This is a genomic window from Defluviimonas salinarum (assembly GCF_026013545.1).
Taxonomy (GTDB): Bacteria; Pseudomonadota; Alphaproteobacteria; order Rhodobacterales; family Rhodobacteraceae; genus Albidovulum; species Albidovulum salinarum.
This window is the reverse complement of sequence record NZ_JAPDOG010000010.1, coordinates 131,908-150,196: the sequence shown is the minus strand read 5'-3', so window position 1 is coordinate 150,196 and position 18,289 is coordinate 131,908. Positions and strand designations below refer to the sequence as shown.

At 64.6% G+C, this 18,289-nt stretch carries 16 protein-coding genes; 4 read left to right on the top strand and 12 right to left on the bottom strand.

The features are described 5' to 3' along the window. Positions 1 to 73: 73 nt before the first annotated feature. The 6 genes from OM960_RS12825 to OM960_RS12800 form a co-directional block, all read right to left on the bottom strand. Positions 74 to 628, bottom strand: a complete 555-nt coding sequence (locus tag OM960_RS12825; protein WP_263340758.1) for a c-type cytochrome — start codon at positions 626 to 628, stop codon at positions 74 to 76. Further along, entirely contained in the window at positions 625 to 1,755 is a 1,131-nt protein-coding gene (locus OM960_RS12820; RefSeq protein ID WP_264772197.1) for a hypothetical protein, read from the bottom strand. Before OM960_RS12820 ends, OM960_RS12825 begins: the two co-directional genes overlap by 4 nt. Positions 1,756 to 2,146: 391 nt before the next feature. Beyond that, positions 2,147 to 3,073 (bottom strand): sulfotransferase domain-containing protein, encoded by a 927-nt coding sequence (locus tag OM960_RS12815; protein WP_264772196.1) that lies wholly within the window; start codon positions 3,071 to 3,073, stop codon positions 2,147 to 2,149. Between the two features lie 26 nt (positions 3,074 to 3,099). After that, positions 3,100 to 4,008 (bottom strand): GNAT family N-acetyltransferase, encoded by a 909-nt coding sequence (locus OM960_RS12810; RefSeq protein WP_263340750.1) that lies wholly within the window; start codon positions 4,006 to 4,008, stop codon positions 3,100 to 3,102. A 119-nt stretch (positions 4,009 to 4,127) separates the two neighbouring features. Beyond that, complete coding sequence (locus OM960_RS12805; protein WP_264772195.1) at positions 4,128 to 5,483, bottom strand: GAF domain-containing protein; 1,356 nt, start codon at positions 5,481 to 5,483, stop codon at positions 4,128 to 4,130. Beyond that, complete coding sequence (locus tag OM960_RS12800; protein WP_264772194.1) at positions 5,480 to 6,031, bottom strand: hypothetical protein; 552 nt, start codon at positions 6,029 to 6,031, stop codon at positions 5,480 to 5,482. The genes OM960_RS12805 and OM960_RS12800 overlap by 4 nt, the downstream gene beginning before the upstream one ends. 186 nt (positions 6,032 to 6,217) lie before the next feature. On the opposite strand from OM960_RS12800, the gene OM960_RS12795 reads away from it, so the two are divergent. Beyond that, positions 6,218 to 6,904: an IS6 family transposase gene (locus OM960_RS12795; protein ID WP_264772206.1), complete on the top strand. Its 687-nt coding sequence runs from the start codon at positions 6,218 to 6,220 to the stop codon at positions 6,902 to 6,904. A gap of 474 nt (positions 6,905 to 7,378) precedes the next feature. On the opposite strand, the gene OM960_RS12790 is transcribed toward OM960_RS12795, so the two are convergent. The 5 genes from OM960_RS12790 to OM960_RS12770 form a co-directional block, all read right to left on the bottom strand. Further along, on the bottom strand, positions 7,379 to 7,714 hold the full coding sequence (locus OM960_RS12790) for a DUF982 domain-containing protein (protein ID WP_290428652.1): 336 nt from the start codon (positions 7,712 to 7,714) through the stop codon (positions 7,379 to 7,381). Between the two features lie 30 nt (positions 7,715 to 7,744). Then, positions 7,745 to 7,951, bottom strand: coding sequence for a cold-shock protein (locus tag OM960_RS12785; protein ID WP_263334647.1), 207 nt, complete (start codon positions 7,949 to 7,951; stop codon positions 7,745 to 7,747). 1,124 nt (positions 7,952 to 9,075) lie between these two features. Continuing rightward, complete coding sequence (locus OM960_RS12780; RefSeq protein ID WP_264772193.1) at positions 9,076 to 9,579, bottom strand: hypothetical protein; 504 nt, start codon at positions 9,577 to 9,579, stop codon at positions 9,076 to 9,078. A 1,159-nt stretch (positions 9,580 to 10,738) separates the two neighbouring features. Further along, entirely contained in the window at positions 10,739 to 11,050 is a 312-nt protein-coding gene (locus OM960_RS12775; protein ID WP_263334684.1) for an ETC complex I subunit, read from the bottom strand. Positions 11,051 to 11,182: 132 nt separating this feature from the next. Then, the gene (locus OM960_RS12770) at positions 11,183 to 13,108 is read right to left on the bottom strand and encodes a DUF3604 domain-containing protein (RefSeq protein ID WP_263334685.1); all 1,926 of its coding nucleotides are present in this window, start codon (positions 13,106 to 13,108) and stop codon (positions 11,183 to 11,185) included. A 411-nt stretch (positions 13,109 to 13,519) separates the two neighbouring features. On the opposite strand from OM960_RS12770, the gene uvrB reads away from it, so the two are divergent. After that, positions 13,520 to 15,694, top strand: a complete 2,175-nt coding sequence (gene uvrB, locus OM960_RS12765; protein WP_264772192.1) for an excinuclease ABC subunit UvrB — start codon at positions 13,520 to 13,522, stop codon at positions 15,692 to 15,694. A gap of 86 nt (positions 15,695 to 15,780) precedes the next feature. Here the strand turns inward: uvrB and OM960_RS12760 are convergent, their stop codons facing one another. After that, entirely contained in the window at positions 15,781 to 16,623 is an 843-nt protein-coding gene (locus tag OM960_RS12760; RefSeq protein WP_264772191.1) for a bestrophin-like domain, read from the bottom strand. A 494-nt stretch (positions 16,624 to 17,117) separates the two neighbouring features. Between OM960_RS12760 and OM960_RS12755 the strand changes: the two genes are divergently transcribed. After that, positions 17,118 to 17,327, top strand: coding sequence for a Flp family type IVb pilin (locus OM960_RS12755; protein WP_264772190.1), 210 nt, complete (start codon positions 17,118 to 17,120; stop codon positions 17,325 to 17,327). Positions 17,328 to 17,469: 142 nt separating this feature from the next. Continuing rightward, entirely contained in the window at positions 17,470 to 18,273 is an 804-nt protein-coding gene (gene cpaB, locus OM960_RS12750) for a Flp pilus assembly protein CpaB (RefSeq protein ID WP_264772189.1), read from the top strand. Positions 18,274 to 18,289: the final 16 nt, after the last annotated feature.

Here is an 18,289-nt window from a genome sequence, read left to right as displayed (position 1 = left end):
GTCTCCATCGTTGCACTGGCATGAATGCCGCCGCGCCGTCCGGACGTGCCAGGTAAGCGCGGCGGCACCGCGCTCAGTTGGCCAGCGCCGCGGGGGGCAGCGGCTCGGGCACCTTGTTGCGGACGGCCGGGATCTGGCGCAGATAGGCATAGATCGCGCTGAGATCCTCATCCGTCATCTGGCCGTAGACCGGCCAGGGCATCGGCGGCAGGATTGGCCGGCCCTGCCCGAGATGCCGACCGCTCCGCATCGCAGCGATGAACTGCTCCTCGCTGTAGTCGCGCAGCCCCCCCGTTTCGGGGTCGGGCGTGAGGTTCGCGGTGAAGCTGACGCCCCACGGCCCCGACCAGGCGGTGTTGGTCATCGACACGGCCGCCGCCCAGGGGCCGTCAAGCACGGCGCCGCCGGTGATGACCTCGCTCTCTGGATGGCCGGACAGCATCCGATCCATGTCCCATTCCGGGCCATTCTCGCCCATCTTGAACGGCGTATGGCAGTCATGGCAGGCCGAGGTCGTTACCAAATACTCGCCGCGCTTGACCTTGCCCTCCGCCGGCATGTCCTGAGCCAGCGACGCGGCCGGCAGGGCGGCAGCGAGCGCGGCGATCGTCAGTATGGGTTTCGTCATTCCTCTTCTCCGTCTTCGTGCCGGGCCTCGGCGGAGACCATCTCCACCTCGGCGATCCAGCGGTTGATCAGGTCGACCGCCTCGACATCCACCAGCGTGGTGCCGATCGGCGGCATCTGCAGCACCGGCCAGCGCGAGGCCATGCGCTGAGGAAGCGCGCTCAGGTCGGGCCGGCCGGGCTCCACGCGCGACACCGTGCCGGGCGTAAGGCCGGGCGGCGGCGATTTCAGCGGCTGGCCGAGCGTGGTCACCAGAGGTCTGGCATGGGGATCGGACACCGATTGGCGCAGGTCGAGACCGAGCCTGCCGAGCGGTCCTTTTGAATTGTGGCAATGGCCGCAATTGCCGTGCAGGTAGCCGAGCACGTCGCGTTCGAGTTGCGACCGGCCGGGCGGGTCTGCCGCGATGATGCGCGGGTCGAGGCCGACGACGACCCCGCGCGCGACCAGCGCATCGAGCACTCGGTTCCGCCGCGGCGCGGGATCGCCCCGGAGCACGTGGGGATCGTCGTCGGTCGCGAGCTGCCTTGCGCCGAAGCCCAGCACCGGCACCGGACCGGACATGTGACAGGCGCGGCAGTCGGTGACGCCGGGGATCGTGTGCGACGCGCCGCCAGCCAGCGGGTGGGCGCCCTTCCGCCCCTTGCCTGACACCAGATCGGCGCTCCGTTGGTCCTCGCTCCAGGCATAGGTGGCGAAGAGCCAGCTGCCGTCGGCGAGCCGCTCCATGTAGCGGGTCTCGGCCTTCCGGCCCTCGAAGGAAAACTCCTTCCAGAACTGCGTGCCGATCGGGAAGTCCCAGCCGTCCGGGTCGCTCGCGTCGATCGCGCTGCCGGGCGGCAGCGCGATCCAGCGGTGCTTCTCCGCCCCGTCGGTCCAGAGTGGATATTGCGGCGCGAAGGCGATGTGCGCGGGATCGACCGTCAACCTTGCCGGTTCGGAATAGAGGCCGGTCTCGAACAGCGTGGCGGGCGCCTCGCGCGCGGCGCTGGCGGGTAGTTCGCCGGCATTCAACGTCTCCGGCGCGATGGACAGCATGAGCATCCCGAGGCCAGCCGCGATGCCCGCAGGCAGACATGCGGGCCGCGCGGCGGCCCCGAGCGTGGTGTTGTTGCGGATATCGGTCATGGGATGCTCCGGGAAACCTTTCGGGAAGGTGTTTTCGGGCGCCCCGGCGACACATCGCCGGAGCGCGGATCAGCGTCGTCGGGGCAGATCTCCGCCCCTTACCCGGCGCGCCGAGCGCGCACCTTTTTCGCCAGCACCGGGGCGCATAATCCGCGTGGACGCAGCTTCGCGCGAAGCCACATGAACCGCTCCCGCGCCCTCGGGGCGGCGCATTCGCGCCAGCCGGGATCGGCGTCGCGCGGAAGGCGGCCGACGGGCCGGGCGCCATGCGTATCGGCCCTACCAGGCAGGCCGTACCTGATTTCCTCGAAACTCATCATCTCAAGTCTCTTGAATGAGCGGTCGTTGCGATGGGCCCTGCCCGGCGCGCGCGGGATCGGGCAAGATCCTCTCAGGCGACCTGCCGGCGGTCCGCGCGCATGCCGTTGGCGAGCCAGTAGGCGGCTTCGTAGCCGAGCGCCTCATTCGCCATGCGCTCGTATTCTTCGCTTTCATCGGCCGAGAGGACATCGCGCCAGCGGCCGTTCGTGCCCTTGTAGATGAAGGTCTCGGCTCCGCCGTCCCATAAGATGCCGCCCAGGGGCGCGCTTCGCGCGGCATTGCGCTTCATGTAGTCGAAGCTGCAATGATCGAGGATCGCGGGCCAGCGGCCCGGTTCCACCGCGGTGCCGAGCAACTCCGCGATGCGCGCAATCTCGCCCGGCATGTCGGCCTTGAGATCGGCGTAATGCACCAGAAGTACGTTCGGCAGGTTCCGCACCTCCCACCAACTGCGGATGTTCTCCCAGAACGGCCAGAACGGGTGCCCGTCGCGGTCGAGCCAGTCGTGGAAATACTGGCGGATCGAGGCGGGCGGCGGCGCGATCGCCTCGCCGACGCGGCCCGGCGCCTCGTTGAGCGCGCGGTACCATTCGACATTGGCGCGGGCGTGGTGGTTGTACATGCTCCACACCACGTCGCGGCCGTCGCGGCCGACATAGATGTACTTCGCCTCAGGCGAGAAGACGAGCGCGTCGACCGGCAGGTGGGTTTTGAGGAACCGCCTGTGGGTCTGCGCCTCCACCGCCGGCAGCGTCTCCTCCTTCGGCGGCACCCTGAGGTCGAGCCAGGGCGACAGTTCCGGCACGTTAACGTCCTCGGCGCCGGCGAAGATCAGCTGACCGACGATCTGCTGCATCCAGGTCGTGCCCGACTTGGCATAGGTGCCGATCACGATGTCGTCGGGCCGGAAGCGGAAGTCGTTCGAGATTGTCGAATCGAAGTGGTGATTGTGCAATTCCCGCGTCTTGCGCGGCCAGGGAGGCGCGTTCGATGTCATTTCGGTTCTCCGAGAGAATGAGCGTCTCAGTAGAGTACGGACGGAATCCAGGCGCCTCGCGGCTCGCTGTATTCGCCGCGCGTCATCAGCGTCATCGGCTTGACGATCTGTAGCCCCTGGCCGAGGCACCAGCGGAAGAACTCGGCGTGGCGGATCGGCGCGAGGAACCCTATGGGCTCGGGACTGGCCGCGCCGGCACCGAGCACGAGCGCCATCAGGTCGGCTTGGCTTTCCGCGACGGCATGGTTCAGCAGCCACATATTCGGCATCGTCATGTAGGCCACGACCCTGCCGTCGTGTACGAGCACGACGGGCGTGCCGCGCCCGAGCGCCGCGCGCAGTTCGGCGCCGCGCGCATAACCGTGGACCCGGCGCGCAAGGTTGTCCGCCGCGATCAGGTCCGCCGGAGCCATCGGCCGCACCTGCGTCCCGGCCGGCAACCTATCGCGCGGTCGGCCAGTCATGACGACGACGGGTTCGCGTACCCGGAAGCCGAGCGAGGCGTAGAGCGCCATCGACTTCGTGTTGAACGCGTCCTGCAGGAGCCGGACCCCGCGCGCCTTCGCGCCGCGTTTCAGCACCGCCTGCATCAGTAGCCGCCCCACTCCGGCATCCTGAATGTCGGGATCGACCGAGATCGGCCCGACTCCGCGGATCGCATCGCCCTCGCTCAGGAAGTTTGAGCCGACGATGCGACCGGCCGACAGCGCGACCACGCCGTAGCTGGCCGGATCCTCGATCTGGCCGGCCGCGATTCCGGTCGTCGTTTCGAGATCGGGAACGTCCGGGGTGAAGCCGCGGCTCTCGTGGAACCGGCGGAACGCCTCATACATGATCCGCGCCACGGCATCGGTATCGGCCGGCACCGCCTCGCGGATCTCGATGGCCGGTGGAACCGGCCCGGTGGCAACAATGGAAGGGGTGAGCAAGGTCATTTCTGTCACTCGGCTTGGATGGATTTCGAAACCGGCGACCGGTCTCGGTGCGCTCAGAGATAGATCGTTGCGGCTGGGGAGGCTCGGTAAGAGTCCCTGCACGAAATGCTAAAACTTTACTAAGCGGTCAGTTTTCCGCCGGCGGCCGGAATGTCCTCGAGGATCAGCGTACTGGGGACGCGGAGCCGAAGACGGCCTCGGCCCGCCTTCTCGAGCCGGATCGGGCAGGCGCGCTCGACAAGCCGCCGCTGCAGGAGGACGAGCCGCGCCTCGAGATTCTCGGCGAATTCCGGCAGCCTGAGCGCGGGATCAAGCCGCAATTCGCGGTTCGTGAACTCGCACCGCCCGGTCAGCGCGTGCTCGCCCGCGAGCTTCCAGAAGATCGCACCGGCCACGCCCTTGATCAGGTAGTCATGGTCGATGAAGACGCTGTTGTCGGCCCCGTAGTGGCGCACACGGATGGGCTGCGTGGTCGCGCAGGCCGGCAGCCGCTCGCCATATTCCACCCCGACCGGATCCAGCCCCGAGGCCATCAGCTCTCCGAGCCGCGCGGCGACCAGCGCCAATGCGTCCTCGTCGTCGTAGCGAAACCGCATCGGCTCGGGGCTTTCAGCGAAGAGGACACCCGTCGTGCGCCCTGCGACCACGACCGGAAGCGCGATCTGGCTCTCCGGCGCGGGAAGGCCGGGATAGGGAATCTCGGTCGCGTCGGCGGCCTCGAGCCCGTAGTCGCGTGCCTGGTCGCGCAAGGCCGCGCCATAGCTGTATTCCGAGGTCATGTGGCCGATGCGGATCGGCACGCCTTCGCGCGCGGCGACGCCGATGACGCCGTGGCCAAGCGCGATTTCCGATCCGATCCCCGATCGGGCATAGCCCGTCGAGGCAACTGTGTAGAACCGTTCGGCCGCCTCGTCGCGTATCAGGATCATCGCGTGCTCGATGCTGAAACAGTCCCTCAGACAATCGAGCGTGCGGTCCAGAAGCGCGCCGAACTCGCGCGCCTCGCCCAGTATGTCCCAACTCCGCCGGACCGCGGACAGCAGGTTCCGCGGTGCGCTCGGCGGCACGGCGAAGGGACCTGACGCGACTTCCACCGACAGGACCCTGAAAATGTCGGCGCCGCGCAGCTGGAACACACCTTCCATGCCGCTATGCGAGGCGATGCCCGCGAGCTTTGCCTTCATGATCTCGAAAAGCGCGCCTTCGGACTGGGTCTCCTCGTAGGTAAGGTCGAGCCGGTAATCGGTCACGCACTCCGGGTCGAGGACCGACACGGTGGCGCCGCCCGTCGCCAGGATGTTGCGCCGCGTCTTGTTGAAGAACTGGTAGCTGAGCGCGACCCGCCCGCGATCAACGTAATGAACCTGCGAGACGAGGGAGACATTCGGCACGCCCTCCGCGTCGCAGGTCGCGAGCACCGCAGGCACGACACCCTCGAAGCAGTTGCGGATGACGTCGAGCGAGGGGGCGGTCATGGCGACAGCGCGCTCCCCGCGCTTGGGCCTGGCGTTTGCACGAAGGCTCTGTCGGGCAGGAATTCCAGTGCGGCGAGTTCGTGGGGTTCGAACCGGGTGTAGCCCGTGGCGAGGGACTCGGCATAGCCGATCGCGACCAGTTCGTCACGGAAGGCGCGCGCCTGGCTGAACGCCGCCGGGCCATCGGGCGGCGCCGGGCGGACGATCTCGGCGCGCGGGGCCTTGAGCTGGATCGAGCGGTGGGAATAGGGCTTGGTGAAGGTCACGGCGATCGGTGCACCCGTCGCGATCGCCCGCTGGAAGGCGGCATTGGCCGGCTCGCGATAGATCACCCGGACACGGCCTTCAGCGTCGATCCGGCAGGCCAGACCGCGACCGACAACCGGCCGGCCGGCGGTACCGCGGCTCGCCAAGATGACGCTGATGCCACTTTGGCAGAAGTCCGCAAGCTCGGCGGTGAGCACGCCATTGGCCAAGGTCGGACCGGTCCAGCCGCGGCGCTCGGCCAGTTCCTGAGAAGGACTCGAAGGTTGCTCAGCCCGCAGCAAGCCAGAATGTTCCCCGTAGATCGAGCGGAGGCTCGGCGCGCGTTGAAAACCGGGAAATAATATCACCGTCGGCTGAGGGCAGGAAGATGGCTTGACGCTGCTTGTCGCGGTTTAAAGATTCTGCAGACACCCCCGGCGACATCGCGGCTTCCGGCGCCGGGCCAGGCGGCGGTATTACCGCGCCACCTGCCGCGGAGAGATGCCGATCGGAAGACAAGCCGGCTGGCCGTGATGATGTACATTCGTTTCCCTCTGTCACTTCGCAATGTCGAGGACCTGCTGCACGAGCGGGGCATCGACATCTGCCACGAGACGGTCCGGTATTGGTGGCATCGGTTCGGCCCGATGTTCGCGGCAGAGATCCGCAAACGGCGCGTCGAGGGCATGCGCTCGAGCCGATGGCGCTGGCATCTCGACGAGGTGTTCGTGAGGATCAACGGTGAACTTCACTACCTGTGGCGAGCGGTCGATCATGAAGGTGAGGTGCTCGAGAGCTTCGTGACCAAGAAGCGTGACAAGAACGCCGCCCTGAAATTCTTGAGGAAATCACTGAAGCGGCACGGTAGAGCCGACGAATTCGTGACTGACCGTCTGCGCTCTTATGGCGCCGCGCTCGGTGTACTCGGCATTGTCGATCGCCAGGAAACCCGCCGGTGGATGAACAACCGAGCGGAGAACTCGCACCAGCCATTTCGAAGGCGGGAGCGGGCGATGCTCCGCTTCCGGCAGATGCGAACGCTCCAGAAATTCGCCTCCGTCCACGCCTCGGTCTACAACCTCTTCAACACGGAACGCAGCCTCCACCCACGAGCCAGCTTCAAACGAAATCGTGCCGCCGCTCTTGCCGAGTGGCGTGGTCTCTGCGCGGGATAAGGGAAAGTTATCCTGTCCTTGTGGAGACTGGTTCGCATTCGTCTGCCAGCACCGCCATATCATCTAAATATCACTATTAAACTCAATAGCTTGGCTATGGGTGGATATGCGCAATCCCCCATTCTGACCGCCATTCCGATTCCGCATGGCCTTGGACGCGGCGATAGAATGTTGCGGTTTATGGCCGCGAAGTGTCCGCACCGGTCCAACGCCAACAGGCCACAAAAATTGCCCCCCTAATTGATCGGGAGCAATCACCCCACCGTTGATTGTTGGGGACATGTCTGCAAACCGTGTCCGTCCTCTTTGCGTATAGTTCCGACATTCTCCGAAGGGGCCGAAACCATATGCTCGGGCGTCGCCATCTCTCGGTCGCACTCGCGATTTGGGGTTGCTGACGGGTGTAGTGACGCGAGCACAGGAATTTGCCGAAAGCGAGGAAGACAGGCTTAGGCGATCGACAAAGAACGCGGCTTAAGCGACCAGTGTCTCGGGCACGAACCCAGCGGTCTTGGCTGCCAAGATGAAGGCCCGTCGGGCAGACCCAACTGTTGCGAGACGGTGCATGGCGGCATCTAGCTGGTCGAGCGCGCGATGCCGGGCATCATCAGAAATCGGCCACTTGTTTTGAAGCCAATACGATGCTTGCTCGATTGTGCTGAACTTTTGGGCGTCACCTTCGGCGGTGACAACGAAAGTAAGGGGCTTACCCCATTTTATTTCTATCAAGATTTTCTTCTTCCATAAGGAAAACGCCCCCCGGCGGAGATACCGATTCAAATAGAAGATGCGAGAACGGCTCAAAGCCATTCCCGCATCCGAGGTTAATTCGGCAGAGTCTTAAGCGAGCGCGAGATTTGTCGCCGACTGCCGGCCGTCGCGCCCGGCCTCGATATCAAACGTGACTGCCTGGCCGTCATCCAGCCTCTGGATACCCGCGCGTTCGAGCGCAGAGCTATGGACAAACACGTCCCTGTCGCCAGATTCAGGCGCGATGAAACCGAAACCTTTGCCTTGATTGAACCATTTCACGGTGCCGTTGGCCATCGTGATATTCCTTGTATAGTGCCGCTCACACAGCGCAGCGGCCCGGCAAAGCTGAAGATCGAAAGCTGAGCCAAGTAGGAACAGGTCCGAAAACAAGAGATGCGTAATCTATATAGGTCGGAAGCCGGTAATTTGCGAGTAAATTGTCTCTGAGATTGTCAGTTATCGCGTTAGCCCTTGATCGCGTTGAGAACTATTTGTGGATTTAATTTAACGCCAACGCTCAACTCACATCGGGCTTGGCTGGTGGCGCGGAACGTGTGTCGGATTTTTCTGGTTTGGTGGCAGTCGACAGCTTTCTCCAGCTGGCCTTTCGGACGTGGTAAGGAGTGCCTTTCTGGCTGAGGAATTCGGCGAGGTTTAGCGGCGGTTTGGGGACCGAGTAACCCATGTTCTGTTTCCTCCTTGGATCTACATCTTGCCCAGCAAAACGGCGAGGCTGACCTCGCCGTTTTACCTCCCGGCTACTCTTTGATGACCGGTGCCGACGACCGGCAACGATGTATCGCCGTTTTCGGCCAATTCACACGGGAACCCGCGCCGATCTGCCGGCAACGGTATCAACTGACACGAGGGTTTACTCTTGAATGGGCTTTGCCGGAGAAACGCTGGGCGCGTCCAACGTTCCATTTCCTAGACGGACGAAGAACTCGGGCCACGCGTATCCGCCGCGCGGAATCTTGCCAGCAACTCGATCCCTCGGTGCAGGACGCCGCGTACGGGTCTCGCGGGCCAAGTCGGTTGTCGGGAATCGATGTGAAACGTCTATGTCAGTCGCCCCTGCGGCAACAGTCGCATTCTTGGCCCTCATGTGCGGAAGTTCCTAATCCGGCGAAGAGATACCCCGCCGTTGCAATCAAGATGGGAGTGGAACGCCCAGAATGCCAGTCCCGCGGAGAAACTTTCCTTCAGGCACCTGATACAATGCGCAACTTTCCGTCCCATGCGGCTGTGTTGCGCAACAGCGCCCATCGGTTGCGGCGGAACGTCACCTTCGATGGACCGCGCTTCAGCAATTGCATTCCTCGCAAATGTCAACAGTGGCCGGTCTCGGCGTCGATGATGGGTGTCCCTCGTCAGCGCAGCCGCAGCATCGACTGCGGCGGCGGTCGATCGATTGAGCTCTACCAAAGCGCGGTGATCATGCCTGTAATCTCGATATGCACCGGCATGCCCGCACGTTCAAAGCTCTCGTCGACGGCCTCGAGGTAGCTCAGCGCCGACGTCGCCCGCGGCGGCGACATGTTTGCGCGCAGGAAGCTCGCATCAACCTGCGCGTTGTAGTGTTTCGCCGCCACGACGTCCTGACCCGGCCTGGACATCCACCCAGCGACCGGCATGCCAGCACGTTCAAAGCTTGCGGCGATCAGGTCAGCATAGTATTGCGCCCCCCCGGCCGGCGCCGGATCATCCGCCACCATTCCGGCCCGAGCGAAGCTTGCGATGACAAGATCGCGATAGACGGCGCTGTCGGTTGCAGCGCGGTCCGGCACAATTCCGGCACGCGCGAAGCTCGCGGAAACGTTCTCGAAATATCGCGACGCGCCATCAACCGCTGAAGAACCGCCTTCGGCGAGGGCGGTCGAGGCTAGTCCGATTACACAGGCGGAAAAAAGGATGGTCTTCATTGCTTTCTCCATCGAATGCCTTGGAACCATGTGCCGGTTCCTGATCGTGTAAGGCTGCACCCGCCCCCTTTCTGCTTGATTTCAAAATCGGACCAATTCTGTTGCAATTGTTTCAGGAATCGACGCTTAGCAGCCAAGATTATGCCGGCGAGTCGCACAAGCCGCGTCGGATGCGACCGGAGGGTGCTGAGAATGCAGCGCCGTTTTCTGGTTGGGGATCCAGGCGTATCGGTTTGAGTGGGCGTGGCTGAGATGCCCGAAGGCATCGCGATCGTATCGCCGCGGGAAAACGGAATCGGATTACTGCCACGCAAGAAAATGATATGAGTATCGTCAAGGTTTGTTGGAGCCAGTGTCCCGCGGCTGGCATCTCGCAGATCGTTGTGGATAGGAAGTCAACGATGTTGTCGCGGCGGTACGCAGACGCCGAAAACAGCAAGCCCCGACCCGCGGCGAGTGCGTATCCCAGCCTGATCCTGTCAGGACTTCTGGAAATCCTAATTGCTTCGCTGGCCAGCCTGCTGCTGACAGGAGTGGCGGGGGCGCAAGAGCGTCTGCGTGTCATAACCGGGGGTATATCCGCCTTTCCTTGAGTACTCCCCTGCAGGTGAACCACAGGGATTCGACATCGACATCGCCGACGCGCTCTGCGGGGTGCTGCCAACCGCCCGCGCAAACCGTCTGCGTTCAGCCCTGGCAAGTTTTCCCGGTTTTTTTGGCAGAGATGACCGCCCGTTTGGCAGATTTATGCCCGCATCCACAAATCGCGATCGCCTTTGACAGGCGCCCACCGTTTGTTTGGCCGCACGGAGAACAAATTGTGCGGGCCTCTAACTTGCGGACTTACAGCGCGGAAATCACGGGCCGCCCTTCGGTGTGAGCTCGGCGCTCAGGTGGATAGAATGAGGTCTGCAAACGCTAGCGGGGCTCGCCCGTCATCGAGGGGGAGTTCCGCGTCCGCAAGCAGAGGTTTGTTCCACGCTCCTCTTGTCGTCCGCCGGCTTCAAGGCCCGGGGAGGCGCAAGCCGGACCGCCGGACCTACGGATTCGCTAGATATTGATGCCGCACCTCAAAGCGCGCCACATATTGATCAGTCAAGCGGCGTCGCCGGATCTCGACTGCGATTCCGCAGTAACTTGAGTGCGATTCACACAAATCTCAGTGCGTCCAGGCGCTCTTGCGGTCGGTCGCGAAGTTCTCGCCGTAGCCGCGCGCGCGGATATTGGGCTTGCGCTTGTGCGGCTCGCTCACGACGTAGTCGAGGCCATTGGCGCGGGCGTAGTCCTCAGCCGCCTCGCGGCTGTCGAACTTGAGCCGGACCTGGGCCTGGGTGTCGCCCGAACCGGTCCAGCCCATCAGGGGATCGACCTCGCGCGCCTCGGAAGGGGCGAAGTCCAGCAACCATTGCCTCGTCTTCGCGGTTCCCGACTGCATCGCGTTGCGGGCCGGTTGATAGATGCGCGCGCGCATGGGCAAACTCCATCTGGTTCCCGCCTCTTATCCTGAAACCGGCGGGACTCTGCAAGGGGGACGATCCCTATCCGCAATCGCACCGGCGCCCGCGCCCCTCTGGAAGGACAAGGCGGCGCGGGCGTTCAGTGCTCAACTGGCCGGCGTGTACCAGATCGGCGAGGTATAGGCCCGCTCCTGGAGCGTGGTCGTCGCGTCCTCCGGGATCTCGACCCCGAAGCGAACCGCGTCGTAGACCACCCACCGCGGCGTCGGGATCTCGATCACGCGGGCGTAGTAGAACGCCCTTTGCGACGGATCGAACTCCGGATCTGTCCAGACGGTGCCAAGCTCGGCCGCGCCGATCGTGTTCGTCCAGCTTGCCGCCTCGAGATCGACGGTATTGCCGACGGGCGGCAACTTGCCATCATCTCCGGGCTCGCGGCCATCCGACCAGGCGACATCATAGACCTTTTCGTTCAGGGTTCCGTCCGCTGCGTGCCAGCCCTTGACGATCTGGATGCGGTCGAGATTGGCGCCGATCGGATCGCGCAGGGCATAGACCATAAAGGTCGGCGCTCCGGCGCCGTCGGGCGCCGGCTTGAGGTCGCCGCCCATCGGCACGCCGTCCCCGTAGCCGCGGAACGCGGGCTGCCGCGACCGCAGGTCGGTTTCGGTGAAATCCCAGCCGCCGAAGAAACGCACCATCATGCGCGGACCGGTCGTCGCGTAGACCTCCTTGCGCGCCATCGCGTCCCAGATCGCCTCGCGCGTGTTCTCGGTCGCCCACACCCCCGCGTAGCCCGAGGCGGACAGCGACCAGCCGGGAAAGACCCCCTTATCGCTCTCTGCAAAGGCGTGGCTCATCCGCTTTGGCGAGGGTTCGGCGCTTGTCGCCTTGCCGAAGTAGTTGTCCTCATCCGCGGTGGCGAGCGAGGTATGGCTGTCGGTGGAACCGACCATCCCGAATTTGTAGGGATTGGTCCCGAGCTTCTCTTCGAGCGCAAGACCCTGCTTCAGCGCCTCGCGCGCATATTCGGTGCGCAGCATCGCATCGGTCTTGGCCTCCGACAGGTCGAGGTTGCCGGCATCCCAAGTCTCGAAATCCGCGAACTCGTCGGTCGGGCTGAGGACCGGATGCGTCTCGCCATCGCCCTTGATCTGGGTGACCTCGTAGAGCGGCTCCCACTTGTCGCGCAGCGTGACGTAGTTCTCGTCGACGGCGGCGCCGGTGTACTGCGCATCGATCGGGAACATCAACCCGTTCGACAGATTGCCGTTGTGGGCGATCGCGAGCGCACGGCCTCCCGTTTTCGCTTCGTAAGTCTCGAGCCAGGCATAGAGGTCGAGCGGATCGGTGCTGCCGAACGGCTCCTGGGTAACCATCGGCACCACCTGCTCGGCCCGGCGGGCGCCATCGCGTAGTATGACGTTCCGATGCAGGTTGTTGCCCTTGACGAGCGACGTCCACTCATAGGCGATGAAGGTCGTAAACACGCCCGGATCGTTGTATCTCTCGGCCGCTTCGATCACGTCCTCCCAGATGGCGTTGTAGGCGCTGGAGCCGGGCGAGTAGGCCGCGAGGAGTTTCGGGTCGAGCTTCGCCTGGGCAAAGGTCGTGATGAGATCGAGCGCCGCGCTGGACGCGGCCTCACCGCCCTGCTGGAGGCCTTCAAACCACCGTCTCCCCTGCTCAGTGTCGACGATCGCGGGCGCGCCGCCAAAGAGGTCCGGCGCGAAGCCCATCATGTCGGAATGATCCGCGACGGCCATCCAGTCGAGCGGCCTCGCGAGCCGGACCGGCAGGCCGGTGGCCGAGGTCACCTCTTCTCCGCGGGCAAAGCGGTAGGCCTCGTCGAGGCCGAGCGTATTGCCGAAGAGGCCGGCATCGGGAGAAAGGGCCGTGTGCAGATGGGACTCGCCCCAGAAGACCCGGCTCGGGAACGGCCGCTTCGCGTACGGCGAATAAGTTTTCCCCGGGTAAAGGCCCTCAAGCGACTCTGCGGAGGGAACGAACTGGGCCGCCGCCGGGCCTGAAAGCGCCGAAATCAAGAGCGTCGCGACGATGCTATACTTCATGGATTACCCTCCAACCAATCATGCGTTCCCGCTCCCGACTCGGAAGATAGCATGGATCGGGGCAGCGACGAACCGGTGGGATCAGGAACTGTCCGCCCCGGCCGGCAAGGCGGCGAGCAGGCCTGACTGCCGGTCGGTGCTACAGGGAGCGTTCGTGGGTGGGTGGTGGCAGGTGGGTGGGTGCCAATGACCGGCAGTCAGGTGCTGCTTGCAGGACCCATGTTACCGCGAAACGCAGCCGGTTCAATCTAAAGTTGTTTTCGATAGTGAAGTTTCTCTGTTTGTGGCCTCTCGTCGGACAACACCCAAGCGCGGACTTGATTTCCCCTCCAGAAGCGACAATGAACTCCCGCGCCGAACCTTGAACCGGAACAAAAACGGATCAAATTGGGGAGGCCGGAGGAATCGCCCATGCCCCACAACAACACCAACGCCCCCTCCCCGCGCCCGGAGGTCCTGACCCGGCCCAAGCTCGAGGGCGGCCGGCGCTTCGCGATGCGGACGGACTTCGCGCCGGCCGGAGACCAGCCGACGGCCATCGCGGAGCTCAGCGCCGGGGTGAACGACGGCGAGCGCGACCAGGTGCTGTTGGGCGCGACCGGCACGGGCAAGACCTTCACCATGGCCAAGGTGATCGAGGAGACCCAGCGCCCGGCCATCATCCTCGCGCCCAACAAGACGCTCGCGGCCCAGCTCTACGGCGAGTTCAAGGGCTTCTTCCCCGACAACGCGGTCGAGTACTTCGTCAGCTACTACGACTACTACCAGCCCGAGGCCTATGTCGCCCGGACCGACACCTATATCGAGAAGGAATCCCAGATCAACGAGCAGATCGACCGGATGCGCCACTCGGCCACGCGGGCGCTTCTGGAGCGCGACGACGTCATCATCGTTGCCTCGGTCTCCTGCATCTACGGCATCGGCTCGGTCGAGACCTATTCGGCGATGACCCAGGACATGGAGGTCGGCAAGCTCTACGAACAGCGCAAGTTCCTCGCCGATCTGGTCGCCCAGCAGTACCGCCGCGCCGATGCCGCCTTCCAGCGCGGCGCGTTCCGGGTGAAGGGCGATACCGTGGACCTCTGGCCCGCTCACCTCGAGGACCGCGCCTGGCGGTTCTCGTTCTTCGGCGAGGAGCTCGAAGGGATCACCGAGTTCGACCCCCTGACCGGCGCCCGCACCGACACGCTCGAAAAGATCCGCATCTACGCGAATTCCCACTACGTCACGCCGCGCCCGACGCTGCAACAGGCCATCGTCGGCATCCGCAAGGAGCTGGCGCTGCGGCTCAAGCAGTTGCAGGAGGAGGGAAAGCTGCTCGAGGCCCAGCGGCTCGAACAGCGCTGCAACTTCGACCTCGAGATGCTGGAGGCCACCGGCTCCTGCGCCGGGATCGAGAACTACTCGCGCTACCTCACCGGCCGCGCCCCCGGTGAACCGCCACCCACCCTCTTCGAGTTCATCCCCGACCATGCCATCGTCTTCGCCGACGAAAGCCATGTCTCGGTTCCCCAGATCGGCGGCATGTACAAGGGCGACTACCGGCGCAAGTTCACCCTCGCCGAGCACGGGTTCCGACTGCCCTCCTGCATGGACAACCGGCCGTTGAAGTTCGAGGAATGGGACGCGATGCGGCCGCAATCGGTCTTCGTCTCCGCCACGCCGGCGGCGTGGGAACTGGAGCAGGCCGGCGGTGTCTTCACAGAACAGGTGATCCGCCCGACCGGGCTTCTCGATCCGCAGGTCGAGATCCGGCCCGTCGAGATGCAGGTGGACGACCTTCTCGACGAGGTGCGCAAGGTCGCCGCCAAGGGCTTCCGGACCCTCGTGACCACGCTGACCAAGCGCATGGCCGAGGACCTGACCGAATACATGCACGAACAGGGCATCAGGGTGCGCTACATGCATTCCGACATCGACACGATCGAACGGATCGAGATCCTGCGCGACCTCCGCCTCGGCGCCTTCGACGTGCTCGTCGGCATCAACCTTTTGCGCGAGGGGCTCGACATCCCCGAATGCGGGCTGGTGGCGATCCTCGACGCCGACAAGGAGGGCTTCCTGCGTTCGGAAACCTCGCTGATCCAGACCATCGGCCGGGCCGCCCGCAACGCCGAGGGCCGCGTCATCATGTATGCCGACCGCGTCACCGGCTCGATGGAGCGGGCGCTGGCCGAGACCAACCGGCGGCGCGAGAAGCAGGTGGCCTACAACGCGGCCCACGGCATCACGCCCGCGACGGTGAAGAAGAACGTCGAGGACATCCTTGCCGGTCTCTACAAGGGCGACGTCGACATGAACCGGGTAACGGCGAAGGTCGACCGGCCCATGCATGGCGCGAACCTCGAGGCCCATCTCAACGGCCTTCGCACCCAGATGCGCAAGGCGGCCGAGAACCTCGAATTCGAGGAAGCCGCCCGGCTCCGGGACGAGATCAAGCGGCTCGAAGCGGTCGACCTCGTCCTTTCGGACGATCCCCTGGCGCGGCAATCGGCGGTCGAGGAGGCGGTGGATGCGGCAACCAAGGCCAGCGGACGCTCGACGGCGGGGCGGCCGGGTCAAAGGGGCGGCAAGAGGCGGCGGTGAGGCCGAACGCGCGGAGACGTCTCGCGGCGGACTGAACTGCGTCCGTGCGGGGACGCGCTCCGGTCCGACTGACGGCACATTGCGGGCTAACGCGCCAAAGCCGCCAGGGCCGTCTCCATATCGTGGATCGTGGCGAGCATCGTGTCCGGATTCAGCCGCATCGTGCCTTCATGCATTCGATCGAGATCCAGGATCATGATCATCACGACAGCCAGAAGGCCCGCGAAGGCGAAGGTGCGCCAGGTCTGCGGCCGGCCCTGCAGCGCGGAGCGGTTGCCCACGATCATGATCGCGACCAAGGCGGCCAGGAAGATCATCAGCTGCGCCGGAGGCGGGACCTGCTCGGCCGCCGCGGCAATGCGCCGCGTATGGGAATCGAGCATGTCCATCACGCCCCGCGCCACCAGCGTCCGGACCGGATCGGAGGTGGCGTCGCTCATTGCCCGCATGGTGGCGGGCCAGATCTCGGCCTGCGCCTCGAGCGTTCGTTCGAGAAACGCACCGAAGGCCTCCCGCGTCCGGAGGTCGTCGTTGCTGGCAAGGCGCGTCTGCGCATAGGCGAGGATCTGCGTCTGGAGATCGGTGCGCCCCGGATCCTTCAGCAGATCGGCGCCCAGAAAAGCCGAGCTGATCGCCGCCGCCTCCTCGACAAGCGCCGTCTGACGCGCCTCGCGCCAGTTGAGCACCGAACTGAAGGCAAAGCCGAGCAGCAGCCCGACAAGCGCCAGCATCGCACCAAGGGACGTGGCGCCGGGAACCTGCTCGGGCGGGACCTTGTCGTATTGCCGTCGACCGTATTCGACGTGTCCGAAGCGGTACCCGACAAGGGCCGCGAGCGGGAGCGAGACGAGTATCATCGCCACGAGATAGGGAAACGGCAAAAGGGGCTCTCCGAGCCGCGTGTAAAGCTCTCCCGTCTCGTTGCCCACGGCTGTCCCTTCCCCTCAACCCGTTTGATCGTGTCGCCGCCGCCGCAATCCATCGGCGGGAACGGTGCCGAAGCCCCTCTCCCGGCACGCGAGCCGATCAAACCGAACTCGACCGATCCACTCCCAAATCTTTCGACAGATTCCCGTTTCATTCAAGCGGCTGTTTGCGCCGGAAATCAGGTTCCGATCGCGGCGGGACGAAAGTTCGGGCGCGGATCGTCGCGGTTGCCTTCGCGGCGGGACGGCGGGCGTGGAGTGCCTGATCGCCGCCGAGATTCGGATGTGCCCGCGAGTCGCGTGGCGCCGAGTCGTTTCGCCCAGATTTTGCCTCATTCGGCAGAAAATTCTACCTATGCGTGTATTTATCGGCATTTCAGACGATGCCCGGACACATTTCAGCCGCAATCATGAATGGGAGCCGAACACCCGTCTCGGCTTGTCTCTCTCTCGGGCTTCAGCCCGAAGCCCAGAAAACCGCATTTGAGGAGATTACAATGCGCTTTGCAATTCTGAAAAAGTGGAAGCAGTTCGGCCGCGATGAAAAAGGCGTGACCCTGGTTGAATACGGCGTCGGCGTGATGCTTGCCGTGCTCGTCTTCGGCCTGTTCGGCGCCGTCCTCGCACCGGAAATCAACGGTGCGTTCATCGAGGCCGGCACGAGCATGCCGGGCACCTCGCAGACCTTCACGCTGCCGACCTGGTAAGCCCATCGGGTCGCCCAGGCGACCGTCTTGCCGGGGCGTCACCGATGCCCCGGCAGTGGCCTCCGGACCAAGATCCCGAGGCATCACCCGGACCGGGCGACGCCCCTTCCGCCCGCCCGGTCCCGCAATCAGGAGAAAAACCGTGGGAACCCGTTCCATTCTCATCGCCGTCCTCGGCGTCGCGGTTGCCGGCGGTTCCGCCTTCGGCGCACGCGAATACATCAACCAGAGCAAGGCGACGGCCGAGACCGACCCCGCAGCGGCCCTCGTCAGCGTGATCGTTGCCGGTCGTGACATCTCGTTCGGCCAGCCGATCCAGCCCCAAGCCCTCCAGGTCATCGCCTGGCCCCGCGCGGCGCTGCCGCCGGGCGCGATCACCGATCTCGATCAGCTTGTCGCCAAGCCCGGCATGCCGCCGCGCCGCGCCACCCGTGCAATGGCGCAGGGCGAGCTCGTGCTTGCCTCCAAGGTGTCCAACTTCGGCGACAAGGTGACCATCGTTCAAAGCCTGCGCGAGAACACCCGCGCGATGGCGATCAAGGTCGCCGCCGAAACCGCCGTCGGCGGCTTCGTCACGCCGGGCGACGCCGTGGACATCGTCCTGACCCAGGGCGGCGGAGCCGAACTGCGCGCGGTCACGATCCTGCAGAACATCCGCATCCTCGGCGTCGACCAGGATGCCAATGAGCAAACCGACCAGCCCGGCATCGCCCAGACCGTCACCGTCGAGGTGACGCCCGAAGAGAGCCAGAAGCTCGCGCTCGCCCAGAAGGCCGGGACGCTGAGCCTTTCGCTGCGGTCGATCGACAACATCGCGGACAAGCCGCTCGACTCGATCCGGCTGACCGACCTCATGCGGGACAAGTCGCCCGTGCCCGAGGCCATCACCAAGACGACGATCCGCGTCCGCCGCGGCAGCACCGTCGAGGACGTGGAAGTTCAGTAAGTAACCAAGAGGTGGC